The organism is Synechococcus sp. MIT S9452 (assembly GCF_047304245.1).
GTDB lineage: Bacteria > Cyanobacteriota > Cyanobacteriia > PCC-6307 > Cyanobiaceae > RCC307.
Genome location: NZ_CP138956.1, coordinates 1,351,746 through 1,368,406 on the forward strand (window position 1 = coordinate 1,351,746; position 16,661 = coordinate 1,368,406).

Below are 16,661 nucleotides of genomic sequence, written 5' to 3' on the forward strand. Positions count from 1 at the left end.
GAAGGGAACGCACTGCTGGCAGCAACGGCTGAAATTTCTACACTCCAACCAGATGCCGCAAAGGAACTGGATTCCTTTCCCTGGCTGACGACGGCCATCCTGCTGCCGATCGCCGCCTCCCTGGCCATCCCACTGATTCCAGATCCTGGAAACGGCAGAGGTGTCCGCTGGTACGCCCTTGGCGTCTCGCTGACCACCTTTCTGATCACGGTTGGCGCCTACCTCAACGGTTACGACCCAGATATCGCCGGGCTGCAATTGCGTCAGGTCATCCCCTGGGTGCCGGACCTGGGCTTGGGCTGGTCGGTGGGGGCCGACGGGCTCTCGATGCCGTTGATCCTGCTCACCAGCTTCATCACCACGTTGGCCTGCCTGGCGGCATGGCCGGTGACCTTTAAACCGCGGCTGTTTTATTTCCTTCTGCTGGCCATGGACGGCGGCCAGATCGCTGTCTTCGCAGTCCAGGACATGCTGCTGTTCTTCCTGGCCTGGGAACTCGAACTGATCCCCGTTTACCTCTTATTAGCGATTTGGGGCGGCAAAAAACGCCAATACGCCGCCACCAAATTCATCCTCTACACCGCTGGCAGCTCCCTTTTCATCCTGCTGGTAGCCCTGGCCATGGCCTTCAGCGGCGGCGGGCCTGTCAGCTTTGAGTACTCAGATCTAGCCGCCAAACATCTCGGAGCTGGCTTCCAAGCCCTTTGTTATGCGGGCTTGCTGATTGCCTTTGGGGTGAAATTGCCGATCGTGCCGCTGCACACCTGGCTCCCCGATGCCCACGGGGAAGCCACCGCGCCGGTGCACATGCTGCTGGCGGGGATCTTGCTGAAGATGGGCGGCTACGCCTTGTTCCGCTTCAACGCGTCGATGTTCCCCGACGCCCACGTGCAGTTCGCGCCACTGCTGGTGGTGCTTGGGGTGGTGAACATTATTTATGCAGCGCTGACCTCGTTTGCGCAGCGCAACCTCAAACGCAAGATCGCCTACAGCTCCATCAGCCACATGGGCTTTGTGCTGATCGGCATCGGCAGCTTCTCGCCCTTGGCCGCCAGTGGCGCCATGTTGCAGATGATCAGCCACGGCTTGATCGGCGCCAGCTTGTTTTTCCTGGTGGGGGCCACCTACGACCGCACCCACACCCTGCAGCTCGATGAGATGGGGGGAGTTGGCCAGCGCATGCGCAAGATGTTTGCCATGTGGACCGCCTGCTCGCTGGCATCACTGGCGCTGCCGGGCATGAGCGGCTTTGTCTCGGAGCTGATGGTGTTCGTAGGCTTTGCCACCGACGATGCCTACAGCCTGGCCTTCCGCATCGTGATTGATGGGGCCGCGGCGATCGGTGTGATCCTCACGCCGATCTATCTACTTTCGATGCTCAGGGAGATCTTCTTTGGCCAGGAGAAACCCGAGCTCTCCGACGCCAATTTGGTGGACGCCGAGCCCCGCGAGATCTACATCATTTCCTGCCTGCTGGTGCCGATCATTGGCATTGGCCTCTACCCGAAGCTGGTCACCGACAGCTACCGGGCCACGATCGAGCAGGTGGTGGCCCGGGATGAGTCATCGATGAAGGCGCTGACGGCTCCTTACTTGCCATTGCGTTCTGCTCCGAAGTTGAGCTGAACATGGGCGGATCGATTTAATCTCCGCCCCGTTCGGTCAGCTCTTGTCAGAACCATGCCCCAGATCAATTTTGTGCTGATCTTCGTGTTCGGCCTGGCGATGGTGATGTTCACCCTGGAGAACACCGCGGCCACGACCGTGCGCTTTTTGCCTGGGATGAGCACCACCATGCCTCTGGCGGTGCTGCTACTGATTGTGGGTGGCGTAGGCGCCACCGCCGCCTGGGTGTTTGCCGTTTGGACTGGGGTCACCCGCAACATCACTGCGGGCGAACAGAGCCAGGCCCAACAGGTGCAAATCCAAGAACTGCAGCAAGACGTGGAGCGTTACCGCGCCGCCATGGATGCCCAACTCAGCCTGCTGCCCGCTTCTGGCGAAAGCAGCTCAGGGGTAGCTGAAGCTAGTTAACCCCGTTAACTTCAGCCCACTGCATGCCCGCAAAGCTTGTGATCCAGGCCGGGGACAGTGGGACACGCTTAGCCATTCGGCTGCTCCAAGACGCCGCTGAGCGAGGCGAGATCGAACCCTGGGATGTGGATGTGATCGCCGTCGTTGACGGCTTTCTCGATCAATTGCGCCAAAAACTGGAACTGCCTCGCCTGATCGCCTCGGCTGGCGGCAGCTACGAGCAAGACCTGGCCGAAAGCAGTGAGGCCTTTTTGGCGGCCTCTGTGCTGGTGTCGCTCAAAGCAGAGCACTTAGAAGCCAGCACCTTCCAGGCCGCGGAAGTCGACGACGATCACGTCGACCTGCTGCTGGAGCAGCTCGCTGAAGACGATGGCGACTGGCCAGCCCTGCGCGCCCTGCCCTCCCGGCCGGAAAAATTGCTGCAACGCCGCACCGTGGCCCCGCCGCCACTGCAGCGTCCCGTCACCTTGGGGGAATTGATCCGCCAACTGGAAGACATTGGCGAACGGCTGGAGCAGGAGGGCGGCCGCCAACCCAAGCAGCGGCGCAAGCGCTACAGCGACCGCGAAGCCATTGCCCAAGTGGCCTCTCTGGCGCACCGCGAGAAGTTGCCTGAAACCACTGCAGCCCTGAGCCAATTCCTCAGCAGCTGGGATGTGGGCTGGGAATGGCAGCAGTTCGATGGTTTGGTGGCCGCCTGGGCCGCCGTGGCTCCAGAGGATCTCGATCAAGACCGGGTTGGGGTGTTCTGGGCGCTTCTGTTTCTCTGCAGTCAGGGGCGCGTGGATCTGCAGCAAGACGAGCGTGATCTATTTGGCCCCCTGCAATTGCGGGTGCGGCCCAGCGATGAGGATCAGCAGCGCCAAGGCGTACTGCACTTTGTTCCAGCTGGGTCAGCTCCTCTGCCGGCTAGCGAATTGAAAGCGGCTTAAAAAACCCTTGATACGCTGCCCCGGTTGAGTGGGGAACCGCCATGAAGGCCATGATCCTGGCGGCAGGTAAGGGAACCCGGGTGCAGCCGATCACCCACACGATTCCCAAACCAATGATTCCCATCCTGCAGAAGCCAGTGATGGAGTTTCTGCTGGAGCTGCTGCGCCAGCACGGCTTCACCGAGGTGATGGTGAATGTTTCCCACCTCGCTGAAGAGATTGAGAACTACTTCCGAGACGGCCAGCGCTTTGGTGTTGAGATCGCCTACAGCTTTGAAGGCCGCATTGAAGATGGTGAGCTGATTGGTGATGCCCTCGGATCAGCGGGTGGACTCAAGAAGATTCAGAACTTCCAGAAGTTCTTTGATGACACCTTCGTCGTGCTCTGCGGCGATGCACTGATCGACCTCAACCTCAGCGAAGCCGTTCGCAAGCACCGCCAGAGCGGAGCGCTAGCAACGATTATCACCAAACGGGTGCCCAAAGAGAAGGTCAGCAGCTATGGCGTGGTGGTGACCGACGACGAGGGCCGGGTCAAAGCCTTCCAAGAAAAGCCGGGCGTGGAAGAGGCGCTCAGCGATGAGATCAACACCGGTATCTATCTGTTTGAACCGGAGATTTTTGAACACATCCCCGACGGTGTCTCTTACGACATCGGCTCCCAACTGTTCCCCAAGCTGGTGGATGAAGGTCTTCCCTTCTATGCCCTCCCGATGGATTTCGAGTGGGTGGATATCGGCAAAGTGCCTGACTACTGGCACGCGATTCGATCAGTGCTGCAGGGCGATATTCGCCAGGTTTCGATTCCCGGCAAGCAAGTGCGCCCAGGCATTTACACCGGCCTGAATGTGGCCGCCAACTGGGACAAGATCAACGTGGAGGGCCCCGTCTACGTGGGCGGGATGACCAAAATCGAAGATGGAGCCACCATCGTTGGCCCGGCCATGATTGGCCCGAGCTGCCACATCTGCGCAGGCGCAACGATCGATAACTCGATCATCTTTGACTACTCCCGCATCGGCGCGGGGGTGACGCTGGCAGAGAAGTTGGTGTTTGGCCGCTATTGCGTCGACAAGACCGGCGATCACCTCGATGTACAGGAAGCCTCCCTCGACTGGCTGATCACCGATGCGCGCCGGTTGGATCTGGTGGAGCCATCACCCGAGCAAAAAGCCTTGGCCGAGCTCTTGGGTTCAGACCTGGGCAACAACCTTGGGGAGGCCAGCTAGCTCCAGCACCTGGGGCAAGCTCTCTTCGGCTTTCACCGCCATCAGATGCACGCCGGCAGCGATGGCGCTGTAGGTCTGCACCTGCTCGGCAGCAATGCGGATGCCCTCCAAACGGGGATTCTCAGCGGCAGCGAGTCGATCAATCAGCTGCTGCGGAATCTGAGCACCTGGCACAACGCGATTGATGAAGGCGGCGTTCTTGGCTGATTTGAGCAGGAACACTCCAGCCAAAACAGGTACATTCAAAGGAGCAGCGATCTCGCTGCAAAAGCGCTGCAGCGCGGCGGCATCCATCACCATCTGCGTCTGCACAAAGCGAGCCCCCGCTTCGGCTTTACGGCGCGTGCGGCTTTTCAGTCCGCTCCAACTCGCCGATTGCGGGTCAGCTGCCGCACCAGGGAACAAAGCCGGCGCCCCATCAGCCAAGGGCTTGCCGCCAGGGCCGATCCCACCATTGAGCTGCTGCACCTGACGCAGCAAGCGCACCGACTCCAAATCAAACACGGCCCTGGCCTCGGGCTGGTTGCCCGCTTTCACCGGATCACCAGTGAGGCACAGCACGTTACGGATGCCCAAGGCATGGGCTCCCAGCAGATCAGCCTGCAAAGCAATGCGATTGCGGTCCCGGCAGCCGAGCTGAAGAATCGGCTCAAGGCCGCGCTCCAGCAGCAAACGGCAGAGCGCCAAGCTGCTCATACCCATCACGGCGCGGCTGCCATCGGTGACGTTGAAGGCCTGGACCTGGCCGCGCAGACCCTCGGCCATCTCCAGTGCATGACTGGGATCTCCACCCACAGGAGGGGTGATTTCAGCGGTGATCACCGGCTGGCCGGAGGCCAAAGCCTTTGCGAGGGATGAAGCTGACAGGTTCCGCATGGGGCTCATCTTCCCAGGCTGCCTACACTGGCGAAAGGATTAAGGGCGGCTGCGAGATGGTGCTTCCGGGCCCGAGGAACAGCGGAAGCTACCAAGCCAAGATCCATCTCTCGGAGCGCGAGCTTGAGATCATTGAATTGGTGGCCGCAGAGCTCACCAACCAAGAGATTGCTTTGCGTCTGTCGATCAGCAAACGCACGGTGGATAACCACGTCAGCAACATCTTCACCAAGACCGGTTCACGCAATCGAGTTGCCCTGGTGAATTGGGCGCTCTCCAACGGCAAGATCTGCAAAGACGGCTTTAACTGCTGCACATTGCCCGAGGGCTAATTAACGGGGCAGTGCCGCATACAACGCCTTAAAACGCGCCTGCTGTTGCTTGTGGTTCACGATCGGCTCGGGGTAGCCGCGTCGCTCCAGTGCACCGATATCGCCCGTGATCAGATCTTTGGTGTTGATGTGAGCCAGCTCCGGCAACCAGCGGCGGATGTAGTTGGCATCTGGATCAAATTTGCTGGCCTGGGTGAAGGGATTGAAAATCCGCAGCGGCTTGGGGTCCATGCCACTGCTGGCGCTCCACTGCCAGCCACCATTGTTGGCCGCCAGATCGCCATCCACTTCATGGGCCATAAAAAAGGCCTCTCCGTGACGCCAGTCACAAATCAAGTCTTTAACCAGGAATGAGGCCACGATCATGCGGCAACGGTTGTGCATGAAGCCGGTTTGCACCAACTGCCGCATCGCGGCATCCACGATCGGCACACCGGTGAGCCCGTCTTGCCAAGCCTTCAGCCGCAAGGGGTCGTCTTCCCAGGGGAACTGGCGCCATTGGGGCCGGTAAGGGCCATCAGCCAATTCCGGGAAATGGAACAGAGCCTGCTGGTAAAACTCGCGCCAAGCCAATTCCTGCTGCCACACCGTCACCGACTGACGCTGCTCATCACTGCGGCAATGCGACAGCACTTCCAAACTGGCGGCCCAAGCGGTGCGCGGGCTGAGGCTGCCGGCCCGCAGAGCAGCACTGAGAGTCGAAGTGCCCTCATCTCCCGGCAAATTGCGACCTTCGCCGTAATGCTCCATGGCGCGGGCCGAAAACTGCTCCAGCTGCTCAAGTGCTGCTGATTCACCAGGGCGGCATGGGCACAGATCAGCCCCTTCCCAAGCCTCAACAGGCACCTGATCCAGCACAGGCAAGCCGCTGAGATCCATCTGAGGCAAATCCTTCAGCCCAGATGGCGCCGGCACAGGCTTGGCTTTGAGCTGCTTCTCCCAACTGCGCCAATAGGGGCCATACACCCGGTAGGGATCACCACCGCCGGTCTTGAGCTGCTCCGGCGGCACCAGCAACTGATCCCAATCAGCGGCAACGCGCACACCGATGGCTTTCAGCACCGTGGCCAGCTCTCGATCGCGCTGGCGCACCAAGGGCTCCACATCCCGGTTCCAAGCCACACCAGCCGCTTGGAGTTGCTGGGCCAAGCGGGGCAACAGCTCAATCGCGTTGCCCTCTAGCAGCAGCAGTTGGCTGCCGGCCTGCTGCCAGCGCTGCTGCAGCTCGCGCAGGCTTTCGAGCAAAAACCACCGGCGCGCGGGCGCCATGGTCGGGTGCTCCAGCTCGACTGGATCCAGCACAAAAACGCCAATCACCTCAGGCGTAATGGCGCTAACCGCAGCAAGGCCGAGGTTGTCGGCCAGGCGGAGATCACGGCGATGCCAGAACAGCCAGGGGGCCATCAACCCAACCCCAGAAGCTGTTTGGCCCGGTACCAAGCCGTGACCGATTTGCCATCAAGCGCTTCATCGCCACTGGCAAGCGCCGCATCGAGCTCCTTGGGCTGCATCAGCACCACCTCAATATCTTCATCGTCATCACCAGCCACCGGCGCTGGAACGGGTGTGAGCTGACGGGCCAAGAACAGGTGGATCACCTCATCGGAATACCCAGGGCACGGCAGCAACAAGCCCAGGGAATCCCACTGGCTGGCGCTGTAGCCAGCTTCTTCCTGCAGCTCCCGCTCCATCGCTGGCTGGGGCTGTTCATTGGGCTCCAATGTGCCCGCTGGAAATTCGAGGATGCGACGCTGCACGGCAAAGCGGTATTGGCGCAACACCACCACGCGTCCATCGGCCAACACCGGCACAGCCAACGACGCCCCTGGGTGGCGTATGCAGCCGTAGTTACCTTCCACACCGGTGGGTAAGCGCAGGTGCTGGATCTCCATGCGCAGCTTTCGCACCGCCAGGGTGGCCACGGTGTCGAGCAGCTCAGAGGGCTCTGGCGCAGGCAAAGGAGACACAGCGGCTCCAAATTCGGAGTTCAGTCTGCCGGCTTAAGCAGGCCAGTTGTGGGGGGATCGAAGCTGCTCTGGCGGCGGCTCCTCGCCCCGTTGCTCAACCTGTGCCAACAAGGCGGCCACACTGAGGGCCTGGCCTGGCGGCACCAAGGTTGGATCCAGCGCCGCCAGGGGCTGCAACACAAAACGCCGCTGGGCCAAGCGGGGGTGGGGCAGCTCGAGGAAGGCACTGCTGCGTTGCTCATGGCCGCACCAGAGCAAATCGAGATCCAAGGAGCGAGGGCCATTGGCGATCAAGCGCTGCCGTCCTGCGGCGCTCTCCAGTTGCTGCAACTGCTCCAGCAATTGTTCAGGGCTGTCCTGCCAATCCAGCAGCACCACAGCATTGATGAAGTCGGGCTGATCGGCTGGCCCGCCCACCGGAGCGGTGCGAAACAGCGGTGAGCAGCGAAACGAACCTGGCATGGCCAACTGCTGCAAGGCCTGGGCAGCGGCCGAGAGCAGCGCCAGCGAATCACCCAGGTTGCTGCCCAACGCCACCGCACTGGTTTTGCGGCACAACGGCATCACTGGCAGCTGCGAGAGATCGATAGTCTCGCTGCATGAGCTTCCTCGCCGGCCTCAATGACGCCCAACGCCGGGCGGTGGATCACCACGAAGGACCTCTGCTGGTGGTGGCTGGCGCCGGCAGCGGCAAGACGCGCGCACTCACGCACCGCATCGCTCACCTGATTGGCGAGCACGGGGCTGATCCGGCCCAGATCCTGGCGGTGACCTTCACCAACAAGGCCGCGCGGGAGATGAAAGAGCGGCTGCAACTACTGTTGGCCCAAAAGCTGGCTCAGAGCCAATTCGGCCAGCCGTGGGGCACCCTGCCGGCGGTGGAGCAGCGGCAACTGCGCTCTCGCATTGAACGCGAAGTGATCAAGGAGTTGTGGATCGGCACCTTCCACGCCCTGTTCTCGCGCTTGCTGCGCTTCGACATCGACAAGTTCAAAGATCCCGAGGGCCTCTGCTGGACCAAGCAGTTCTCGATCTACGACGAGGCTGATGCCCAGAGCCTGGTCAAAGAGATCGTGACCCAGGAGCTGCAACTCGACCCCAAACGGGTTGAACCCAAAAAGATTCGCTGGGCGATCAGCAACGCCAAAAACCAGGGGTGGCTGCCTGATCAACTCGAAGCCAATTCCGAAGGCCAGCGGGGCAAGCTCACCGCCGATGTCTACCGGCGCTACCGCAAAGCCCTAGCCGCCAACAACGCCCTTGATTTCGATGACCTGCTGCTGCTGCCGGTGCAGCTGCTCCAGCAGAACGAGCAGGTCCGCAGCTACTGGCACCGGCGCTTCCGCCACGTGCTGGTGGATGAATACCAAGACACCAACCGCACCCAATACGACCTCATCAAGCTGCTGGTGACAGGCGGCCAAGACCCCAAGCTCTACAACGAGTGGAGCGGCCGCTCGGTCTTTGTGGTCGGTGATGCCGACCAGAGCATCTACAGCTTCCGCGCGGCTGATTTCACGATCCTGATGGGCTTCCAGCAGGACTTCGGCGATCAAGCCGCCGATGACGCCACACGCACGATGGTGAAGCTGGAGGAGAACTACCGCTCCACCGCCACGATCCTTGAGGCCGCTAACGCCCTGATCGCCAACAACAGCGAGCGGATCGACAAGGTGTTGCGCCCCACCCGCGGCGAAGGTGAGCTGATCTCACTCACCCGCTGCGATGACGAGATCGCTGAAGCCGAAGCCGTGGTGCACCGGATGCGCATGCTCGATGCCGCCCACCCGGAGCTGAGCTGGGGAGACATGGCGGTGCTCTATCGCACCAATGCCCAATCCAGGGCCATCGAGGAATCCCTGGTGCGCTGGCGGATTCCCTATGTGGTGGTGGGGGGCCTGCGCTTCTACGACCGGCGCGAAATCAAAGATGTACTCGCCTACCTGCGGCTGCTGATCAACCCTGCTGACAGCGTCAGCCTGCTGCGGGTGATCAATGTGCCGCGGCGCGGCATCGGCAAGACAACCATCCAACGGCTCAACGACGCCGCCAACCAACTGGCCATTCCGCTTTGGGATGTGGTGAGCGATGCCGAGGCTGTGCGCTCTCTGGGCGGGCGCTCAGCCAAAGGCCTGCTGCAGTTCTGCGAACTCATCAACGGCCTCAGGGAACAGGCCCAAGTCGCTCCGCCATCAGAACTGATCCAGCAGGTGCTCGAAAAGAGCGGCTACCTCAGGGAACTGATCACTGAAGCCACTGATGAAGCCGAAGAGCGCCGGCGCAACCTGCAGGAGTTGGTGAATGCGGCCCTGCAGTACCAAGAAGAAAACGAAGAGGGCGACCTCGAGGGGTTCCTGGCTTCTGCGGCCTTAGCCAGCGATGCCGACAGCAAAGACACCGCGGCTGATCGCGTCACCTTGATGACCCTGCACAGCAGCAAAGGGCTGGAGTTCCCCGTGGTGTGCCTGGTGGGATTGGAGCAAGGACTCTTCCCCAGCTACCGCTCCCTGGATGATCCCGCCTCACTGGAGGAGGAGCGGCGGCTTTGCTACGTGGGCATCACCAGGGCCAAGGAGCGTTTGTTCCTCTCCCATGCCAGCGAACGGCGTCTCTGGGGCGGCATGCGCGAACCAGCAGTGCCATCGATCTTTTTGGCTGAACTGCCCGAAGCGTTGGTGCAAGGCGATATCCCCCGCAGTGGTGGTGCCGCCCTGCGCAGGGAACAGCGGCTCGAGCGGCTCACGCGCGTGGACCGGCCTGAGGCTGAACCCAAAAAGCGGGTGAGTGCCGCCCGCAGCTGGAGTGTGGGAGAGAAAGTGATCCACGCCAATTTTGGGGAAGGAGAGGTAACCCACACCTTTGGCAGCGGCGAGAAAATCTCCATCGCCGTGAAGTTCATCGGCATGGGATCCAAGATCCTGGATCCACGCCTGGCCCCGATCGAACCCGCTTGAGCTGCAATATTGGCCGCCATGCTTCCTGTTTTTCCCCTCGCTGCCGTCACCGGCCACCCAACGCTGAAGCTGGCGCTTCTATTGGCGGCCATTGACCCCGGCCTGGGAGGTGTGGTGATTGCTGGTGGACGAGGCACAGGCAAATCCGTGCTGGCCCGGGGCCTGCACGCCCTGCTGCCAGCGATTGAAATTCTTGAAGGCAGCTGGAACGAAGAACCGGATGGGACCAACCCCAGCAAGGTGATCCCTGCACCGTTTGTGCAGATTCCACTGGGGGTTACCGAAGACCGGCTGGTGGGCGCAGTCGATGTCACCCGCTCGCTCTCAGAAGGGCGAACCGTGTTTCAACCCGGGCTCCTGGCAGAAGCCCACCGAGGGGTGCTCTACATCGATGAGCTCAACCTGCTGGATGCCAATGCCTTGAACCTGGTGTTGGCAGCCGTGGGCTCGGGCACCAACCAGGTGGAGCGCGAAGGACTGAGCGTGGCCCACCCCTGCAGGCCGCTGCTGATTGCCACCTACAACCCAGAAGAAGGCGCTGTTCGCGATCATCTGCTGGATCGCTTCGCGATTGCCCTATCGGCTGATCAGAGCATCGATAGTGCCTCGCGGGTCAGCATTGCGGAAGCCGCGATTGCCTACGGCGAAAACGCTGAGGCGTTCCGGGCCCAATTCCAAGAAGAAACCGATGCCCTCGCCACGCAGCTGCTGCTGGCGCGCCAATGGCTCCCCGATGTGCAAATCAGCCGTGAGCAAATCGCCTACTTGGTGAATGAGGCGCTGCGCGGTGGCGTGGAAGGTCATCGCGCTGAGCTCTATGCGCTGCGCGTGGCCCGAGCCCATGCCGCCTTGCAAGGCCGCGATCAAGTGGAGGCCGAAGACCTGCAACTGGCGGTGCGGCTGGTGATCGCACCACGGGCCAAGTTGATGCCTCCTCCAGATGATCAGCAACAACCGCCGCCACCACCACCGCCGCCACCGGGCGACAACGAAGAGCAACCGGACCCTCCAGAGAGTGAGGACAACCAAGAAGACGAAGAGCCCGATCCTCCCGAACCTGATGAGCCGGAAGACGACACGCCCCCGAGCGTGCCGGAGGAGTTCATGCTCGATGCGGAAGCCACCGCAATCGATCCGGAGCTGCTGCAGTTCCAAAGCGCCAAAAACCGTGCAGCCAGCAGCGGCTCGCGCGGCATTGTGTTGAGCGAAAACCGCGGCCGGTATGTGCGGCCGGTGCTTCCCCGCGGACCCGTTCGCCGTATTGCCGTCGACGCCACCCTCCGCGCAGCCGCTCCCTACCAAAAGGCTCGCCGCGCGCGCGAACCCCACCGGAAGGTGATTGTTCAAGACGGCGATCTGCGCGCGAAGCAGTTGCAACGCAAAGCAGGCGCCCTGGTGATCTTCCTGGTGGATGCCAGCGGCTCGATGGCGCTGAACCGCATGCAGAGCGCCAAGGGAGCTGTTCTGCGGCTGCTCACTGAGGCCTATGAAAACCGCGATGAAGTGGCCTTGATTCCCTTCCGCGGCGAGCAAGCCGAAGTGCTGTTGCCTCCCACGCGTTCGATCACAGCTGCCAAACGGCGTTTGGAAACCATGGCCTGCGGCGGCGGCAGCCCCCTGGCCCATGGCCTGGCCCAGGCGGCGCGGGTGGGGAACAACGCGCTGCAAACCGGCGAGCTATCGCAAGTGGTGGTGGTCGCCATCACCGACGGCCGCGGCAATGTGCCGCTCGGCCGCTCATTGGGCCAACCCGAGATTGAAGGGGAGCCCCCTGTTGATCTCAAACAAGAGCTCAAGGAGGTGGCCAGCCGCTACGCGCAATTGGGCTTGCAGTTGCTGGTGATCGACACTGAACGCAAGTTCATCGGCAGCGGCATGGGCAAAGAACTCGCTGCCGCAGCAGCTGGCCGCTACGTGCAGCTGCCGAAAGCCAGCGACCAAGCAATTGCGTCTATTGCCCTCGAAGCACTGAACCGATGATCAATCCTCAGTGGTTTCAGGCTTGATCGATGGATAGAGCTCATCAAAAAACTTGCCCAAACCAATGCTGACGCTGCGGAAGCCGTTGATGACATTGGGGTCTGAGGTGAGCTGCTGGATATCAGCACTAATCACATCGATGCGGCGTGTGAGCTGCTCCGCGTTGCTGACTGTTTTTTTCAACTCATTGAGCGACGTGGGGTTGTCCAGAGCACCCAACACATTGCTGGCGTGAGCCGTGGCTGAATTCAAGTTGTCAATGACAGGACCAGCATTTTCAACAGCGTCTTGGAGCTCACCAACAAGACCTTCTGCACTCTCTGCAAGAGTCGTTAAAGCAGTGAAGGTCGTAGCCCCTTTGCTAATCAGTTTGTCTTGCTCGGCTTGAGTCAGCAGCTTCTCCATCAGGCCCATGACCGTGGTGAGGCTGGGGGTAGCTTCTCCTTTGATCAATCCGCCTTCACAAACGATGCGCGTTGGGTTGCAGGTGCTACTGGTGGGTCCGCCGGAGGTATCTGAGGCAGGGATCGTGGCTTGGGTGTCTAAGGCAACTTGAGGGTCACCGCCCAAGAGCGAACCACTACGGATTTGAGCCGTGATAGGGCGATAGAGCTTCAAGCTGCGGTCGTTGATCTTGGCTTCCACCGCAACCCAACCCGCCTCAGGGGTTACCGAATGAACTGAGCCAACAGGAACGCCTTGATAGGTAACGACGCTTTGAGGCGCCAAGCCAGCAGCATCTTGGAAACGCAAACGAATCGAATAGGTCTTCTGCCCGAAGACAACTCCTGTGAGCCAAAACCAAAGGCCTAATCCACCGACCAACGCAGCCAGCAAAGAAAACCCGATGGTGGCCTCGCGAACACTGCGGCGCATCAGCTGGTTACAGCTCCTGGGGCTGCATCGGTCCAGTCAGGCTAGCCGTTCTGAACTGAACGACATAAGGATTATCCGAGCAGCGGAAAGCCTCCACCGACCCCTGCCAGCGCAATTTGCCGTCATACAGCAACACCACCTGCTCGGCCGAACGCTCAATCGTGCTCAGGACATGGCTCACGACAACGGACGTGCCTCGACTCAGGCGTGTCGTCGTCACCATCAAATCCTCAATACGAGTTGAGGCCACCGGATCAAGTCCAGCCGTGGGCTCGTCGAACAGCAACAGAGGATTCGCTGAACCAGCCGGATCATCGATCATCGCCCTGGCAAAGCTCACCCGCTTCTGCATACCGCCGGAAAGCTCTGCAGGCATCAAATCCTCTGTACCGGCCAAACCAACCGCTTCCAAACAGCGGGCCACCCGCTCTTTGATCTCAGCTTCACTCAGCAGACCGCTGCGATACAGCAGAAAGCCAACGTTGTGCAGCACGGATAACGAACCCAACAGCGCAGGGTTTTGCGAAACCAAACGCACATCAGGAGGCAACTCTTGATCCAGGCGCAGGTAGTCCTGGCGGCGGCCAAACAAATGCAGCTCACCAGCACTGGGCATTTCCAACCCAGCCAGCAAGCGCAGGATGGTGGTTTTGCCCGCACCCGATGGGCCCACCACCGCCAGGCTTTGACCAGCTTCAAGACGCAGATCAATCCCATCGAGGATCGGGCGATTGCCGCGCAGCAAACTCAGGCCACGCATTTGAACGACAGGGGGACAGACCTGGTCCATCTCTTTACAGTGCCGTTTTGATGCTGCCTCGGCCAGCGCCATGCGTCAGCGTGCTGGAGATCAAACTGGATCCCGCCGCGGTGAGCTCGTTGATCGCTCCCGAAGAGCGGTGCAGTGGTTGCAGCCAGGTCTTGTTGTCAAACGCTGGGTTCTAACCTCAGCCCTTGGCTTTGTCTTAGCCCTTCTGGGAGCTGCCATTTGGGCTGATCTCAAGCCGATCTATTGGACCCTCACCACGATTGACGACCTGCTTCGGGTGTTGGCAGGCGCTGGCCGAGAGTTCACCGGCCCGCTCGTTTTGCTGGTTGGGATTGGCTTGGTCTTGCTGGGCCAAAGCCGGAGTTTTGGCTCGATTCAACGCGCACTTGCCCCTCAAAAAGACACGGCTCTTGTTGATGCCCTACTGGCGCAACGACGGTTGAATCGCGGACCCAACATCGTTGCCATCGGTGGCGGGACCGGCCTTTCAACGCTGCTAAGCGGCCTCAAGCGCTACAGCGGCAACCTCACTGCCATCGTCACGGTCGCTGATGACGGCGGAAGCAGTGGTGTGTTGCGGCGGGAGCTGGGTGTGCAGCCACCTGGCGACATTCGCAACTGCCTCGCAGCCCTTGCGAGAGAGGAGCCCTTACTCACAAGACTGTTTCAATACCGCTTCACCGCAGGAGGAGGACTCGAAGGCCACAGCTTCGGGAACCTATTTCTCTCGGCCCTGACGGCCATTACCGGAAATCTAGAAACAGCCATTACCGCCAGCAGCAAAGTTTTGGCGGTCCAAGGCCAGGTGGTGCCAGCCACCAGCGCTGATGTGCGTCTCTGGGCCGAATTAGAAAACGGCGAGCGGTTGGAAGGCGAATCGAACATCGGTGAAGCGCAAAGTCCAATCGTGCGCTTAGGTTGCACCCCGCCGCGGCCAGCCGCCCTGCCAAGAGCCTTAGAAGCAATTGCCAACGCGGATCTGATCGTGCTTGGCCCTGGCAGCCTTTACACATCGCTCCTGCCCAACTTGCTAGTGCCGGAACTGGTGGAAGCGATTGGCCGCTCCCATGCACCACGGCTGTACATCTGCAATTTGATGACCCAGCCCGGTGAAACCGATGGCCTTGATGTCAATGGTCACCTGCGCGCCATCGAATCGCAGCTGGCCAGCATTGGCATACAGCAGCGGCTATTCGATTCGGTCTTGGCCCAAGACGCATTACCCGCCGGACCTGAATTGGATTACTACCGATCTAAAGGTGCTGAACCCGTGGACTGTGACCTCGATGGCCTACACGAGCAGGGGTATCGGGTGATGCTGGCCTCGATGCAAGGCCCTCAACAACGCAGTCAAGGGCGCGATTTCAAAGGCACCCTGCGCCATGACTCGCGCAGCCTGGCCCTAGCCGTGATGCGCTTCTACCGAGCCAAGGCAAAACGCCAGAACGATTAGTTAATAAGCGTCCTGAAGCTCGTAAAAATCAGGCTGGACGTAATCCTTCCTCAACGGATAGCCAACCCAGTCTTCTGGCATCAGCAGCCGCTTGGGATGGGGATGACCGCTGTAGTTAATTCCAAAGAGGTCAAAGGTTTCGCGCTCCTGCCAATCGGCCCCTCGAAACAGTGGGTAGAGAGATGGAACCGTGAGATCTCCATCACGGGCAAGACTCACCTCAAGGCGAACTTCAGCCGTCGAGGCGCCATCACTGCCACCCACCTGAATCAGGTGATAGAAGCTCACCAGCGGTTCTCCAGGGCCTTGGTCAAAACCGCCTTGAACCTGCAGGTAATCAAAACCCTTGGACTTCAAGGCTGTAGCCACCAGGGGCAATGCCAAGGGCTCAACCCCCAGGCGCTCAATCCCCAGGTGGTCGTTGTCAAGAACTTGGTGATCAAAACCTTGGCTCGTGAGCCATTGGGAGAGAGGACCAGCCTGGGGTGCTTCCGGTAGATCCTGCTTGGCTGAGGGGGGGGTCTCGCTCATGATTTAGCGGGGGTTGTTTCGGGTTGCTCTGCAGGAGCCAGATTCAGAGGTGAGACGGCTTCAGCTGCAGCCAATGCCTTTTGTTGGGTTTCGGCGCGCAGATAACGGCCATCCACAATCGGATCGACGGCAGTCATGCGGTGTTCAACCGTGCTGTAGCGATGGGTCTGCTGGAGCTTGCCCCGCTCGGCGATGGCCTCATCACCAACCTTTTTACGCAACTTGATCACGGCGTCAAAAATCGCCTCTGGACGCGGCGGGCAGCCAGGCAAATAGAGATCAACCGGGATGAGCTTGTCGACCCCACGAACGGCCGTCGTGGAATCGGCGCTGAACATGCCGCCCGTGATGGTGCAGGCCCCCATGGCGATGACGTATTTGGGTTCAGGCATCTGCTCATACAGCCTGACCAGAGCAGGGGCCATCTTCATGGTGACCGTGCCAGCCACGATCAAAAGATCCGCTTGCCGCGGACTGGACCTGGGAACCAAGCCAAAACGGTCGAAATCAAAACGGGAACCGATCAGCGCCGCAAATTCAATGAAGCAGCAAGCCGTGCCATAAAGCAGAGGCCAGAGGCTGCTGAGCCGCGCCCAGTTGTGGAGGTCATCGAGGCTGGTGAGGATGACGTTCTCAGAGAGATCACTGGTGACCTCCGGTGATCCAACCGGTCCGCAACTGGCGGCGCGCAAATCGCGCAAGGAATCAAGCGAGGTGTCTGACATAGC

Annotated in this window: 16 protein-coding genes; 8 read left to right on the top strand and 8 right to left on the bottom strand. The window is 60.6% G+C overall.

The annotated features are described in order from the left end of the window. Nucleotides 1-66: 66 nt before the first annotated feature. The 4 genes from SIB46_RS07225 to SIB46_RS07240 are packed head-to-tail and all read left to right on the top strand — an operon-like array spanning nt 67 to nt 4,195. Nucleotides 67-1,626 carry an NAD(P)H-quinone oxidoreductase subunit 4 gene (locus SIB46_RS07225; protein WP_413297734.1) on the top strand — a complete coding sequence of 520 codons (1,560 nt, stop codon included), beginning with the start codon at nt 67-69 and terminating at the stop codon, nt 1,624-1,626. A gap of 54 nt (nt 1,627-1,680) precedes the next feature. Further along, nucleotides 1,681-2,034, top strand: a complete 354-nt coding sequence (locus tag SIB46_RS07230; protein WP_413295499.1) for a LapA family protein — start codon at nt 1,681-1,683, stop codon at nt 2,032-2,034. 23 nt (nt 2,035-2,057) lie between these two features. After that, nucleotides 2,058-2,966 carry a segregation/condensation protein A gene (locus tag SIB46_RS07235; RefSeq protein ID WP_413295500.1) on the top strand — a complete coding sequence of 303 codons (909 nt, stop codon included), beginning with the start codon at nt 2,058-2,060 and terminating at the stop codon, nt 2,964-2,966. A 41-nt stretch (nt 2,967-3,007) separates the two neighbouring features. Then, nucleotides 3,008-4,195 carry a sugar phosphate nucleotidyltransferase gene (locus SIB46_RS07240; RefSeq protein ID WP_413295501.1) on the top strand — a complete coding sequence of 396 codons (1,188 nt, stop codon included), beginning with the start codon at nt 3,008-3,010 and terminating at the stop codon, nt 4,193-4,195. On the opposite strand, the gene SIB46_RS07245 is transcribed toward SIB46_RS07240, so the two are convergent. Then, nucleotides 4,160-5,071, bottom strand: a complete 912-nt coding sequence (locus tag SIB46_RS07245) for a methylenetetrahydrofolate reductase (protein ID WP_413295502.1) — start codon at nt 5,069-5,071, stop codon at nt 4,160-4,162. The genes SIB46_RS07240 and SIB46_RS07245 overlap by 36 nt on opposite strands. 56 nt (nt 5,072-5,127) lie before the next feature. Between SIB46_RS07245 and SIB46_RS07250 the strand changes: the two genes are divergently transcribed. Next, nucleotides 5,128-5,403 (top strand): helix-turn-helix domain-containing protein, encoded by a 276-nt coding sequence (locus tag SIB46_RS07250; protein ID WP_413295503.1) that lies wholly within the window; start codon nt 5,128-5,130, stop codon nt 5,401-5,403. On the opposite strand, the gene SIB46_RS07255 is transcribed toward SIB46_RS07250, so the two are convergent. From SIB46_RS07255 to folK, 3 genes are read right to left on the bottom strand one after another with little or no spacing between them, the layout of a single operon-like run. Further along, nucleotides 5,404-6,807: a cryptochrome/photolyase family protein gene (locus SIB46_RS07255; RefSeq protein WP_413295504.1), complete on the bottom strand. Its 1,404-nt coding sequence runs from the start codon at nt 6,805-6,807 to the stop codon at nt 5,404-5,406. It lies immediately after the preceding gene. Next, nucleotides 6,807-7,370, bottom strand: a complete 564-nt coding sequence (locus tag SIB46_RS07260) for an NUDIX hydrolase (RefSeq protein WP_413295505.1) — start codon at nt 7,368-7,370, stop codon at nt 6,807-6,809. Before SIB46_RS07260 ends, SIB46_RS07255 begins: the two co-directional genes overlap by 1 nt. A gap of 33 nt (nt 7,371-7,403) precedes the next feature. Further along, entirely contained in the window at nt 7,404-7,934 is a 531-nt protein-coding gene (gene folK, locus SIB46_RS07265; protein WP_413295506.1) for a 2-amino-4-hydroxy-6-hydroxymethyldihydropteridine diphosphokinase, read from the bottom strand. A 35-nt stretch (nt 7,935-7,969) separates the two neighbouring features. Here folK and SIB46_RS07270 point away from each other — a divergent pair, with 35 nt between their 5' ends. Together SIB46_RS07270 and bchD are read left to right on the top strand one after the other, a co-directional pair. Further along, nucleotides 7,970-10,324, top strand: a complete 2,355-nt coding sequence (locus SIB46_RS07270) for a UvrD-helicase domain-containing protein (protein WP_413295507.1) — start codon at nt 7,970-7,972, stop codon at nt 10,322-10,324. A gap of 18 nt (nt 10,325-10,342) precedes the next feature. After that, entirely contained in the window at nt 10,343-12,304 is a 1,962-nt protein-coding gene (gene bchD, locus SIB46_RS07275) for a magnesium chelatase ATPase subunit D (RefSeq protein WP_413295508.1), read from the top strand. On the opposite strand, the gene SIB46_RS07280 is transcribed toward bchD, so the two are convergent. Then, nucleotides 12,305-13,180: an MlaD family protein gene (locus SIB46_RS07280; protein WP_413295510.1), complete on the bottom strand. Its 876-nt coding sequence runs from the start codon at nt 13,178-13,180 to the stop codon at nt 12,305-12,307. A gap of 7 nt (nt 13,181-13,187) precedes the next feature. Then, complete coding sequence (locus SIB46_RS07285; RefSeq protein WP_413295511.1) at nt 13,188-13,940, bottom strand: ABC transporter ATP-binding protein; 753 nt, start codon at nt 13,938-13,940, stop codon at nt 13,188-13,190. Between the two features lie 70 nt (nt 13,941-14,010). Between SIB46_RS07285 and SIB46_RS07290 the strand changes: the two genes are divergently transcribed. Continuing rightward, the gene (locus SIB46_RS07290; RefSeq protein ID WP_413295512.1) at nt 14,011-15,402 is read left to right on the top strand and encodes a gluconeogenesis factor YvcK family protein; all 1,392 of its coding nucleotides are present in this window, start codon (nt 14,011-14,013) and stop codon (nt 15,400-15,402) included. Here SIB46_RS07290 and SIB46_RS07295 read toward each other — a convergent pair whose 3' ends face one another. Further along, the gene (locus SIB46_RS07295) at nt 15,403-15,933 is read right to left on the bottom strand and encodes an NAD(P)H-quinone oxidoreductase subunit J (protein WP_413295513.1); all 531 of its coding nucleotides are present in this window, start codon (nt 15,931-15,933) and stop codon (nt 15,403-15,405) included. It lies immediately after the preceding gene. Beyond that, entirely contained in the window at nt 15,930-16,658 is a 729-nt protein-coding gene (locus SIB46_RS07300) for an NADH dehydrogenase subunit K (protein WP_413295514.1), read from the bottom strand. The genes SIB46_RS07295 and SIB46_RS07300 overlap by 4 nt, the downstream gene beginning before the upstream one ends. Between the last annotated feature and the right edge of the window lie 3 nt (nt 16,659-16,661).

Bases quoted from the DNA above. Each gene is read 5' to 3' on its own strand.
- SIB46_RS07230 (WP_413295499.1), top strand. From the start codon at position 1,681: ATGCCCCAGATCAATTTTGTGCTGATCTTCGTGTTCGGCCTGGCGATG.
- SIB46_RS07235 (WP_413295500.1), top strand. From the start codon at position 2,058: ATGCCCGCAAAGCTTGTGATCCAGGCCGGGGACAGTGGGACACGCTTA.
- SIB46_RS07240 (WP_413295501.1), top strand. From the start codon at position 3,008: ATGAAGGCCATGATCCTGGCGGCAGGTAAGGGAACCCGGGTGCAGCCG.
- SIB46_RS07245 (WP_413295502.1), bottom strand. From the start codon at position 5,071: ATGCGGAACCTGTCAGCTTCATCCCTCGCAAAGGCTTTGGCCTCCGGC.
- SIB46_RS07250 (WP_413295503.1), top strand. From the start codon at position 5,128: ATGGTGCTTCCGGGCCCGAGGAACAGCGGAAGCTACCAAGCCAAGATC.
- SIB46_RS07255 (WP_413295504.1), bottom strand. From the start codon at position 6,807: ATGGCCCCCTGGCTGTTCTGGCATCGCCGTGATCTCCGCCTGGCCGAC.
- folK (WP_413295506.1), bottom strand. From the start codon at position 7,934: ATGCCGTTGTGCCGCAAAACCAGTGCGGTGGCGTTGGGCAGCAACCTG.
- SIB46_RS07270 (WP_413295507.1), top strand. From the start codon at position 7,970: ATGAGCTTCCTCGCCGGCCTCAATGACGCCCAACGCCGGGCGGTGGAT.
- bchD (WP_413295508.1), top strand. From the start codon at position 10,343: ATGCTTCCTGTTTTTCCCCTCGCTGCCGTCACCGGCCACCCAACGCTG.
- SIB46_RS07280 (WP_413295510.1), bottom strand. From the start codon at position 13,180: ATGCGCCGCAGTGTTCGCGAGGCCACCATCGGGTTTTCTTTGCTGGCT.
- SIB46_RS07285 (WP_413295511.1), bottom strand. From the start codon at position 13,940: ATGCGTGGCCTGAGTTTGCTGCGCGGCAATCGCCCGATCCTCGATGGG.
- SIB46_RS07290 (WP_413295512.1), top strand. From the start codon at position 14,011: ATGCGTCAGCGTGCTGGAGATCAAACTGGATCCCGCCGCGGTGAGCTC.
- SIB46_RS07295 (WP_413295513.1), bottom strand. From the start codon at position 15,933: ATGAGCGAGACCCCCCCCTCAGCCAAGCAGGATCTACCGGAAGCACCC.
- SIB46_RS07300 (WP_413295514.1), bottom strand. From the start codon at position 16,658: ATGTCAGACACCTCGCTTGATTCCTTGCGCGATTTGCGCGCCGCCAGT.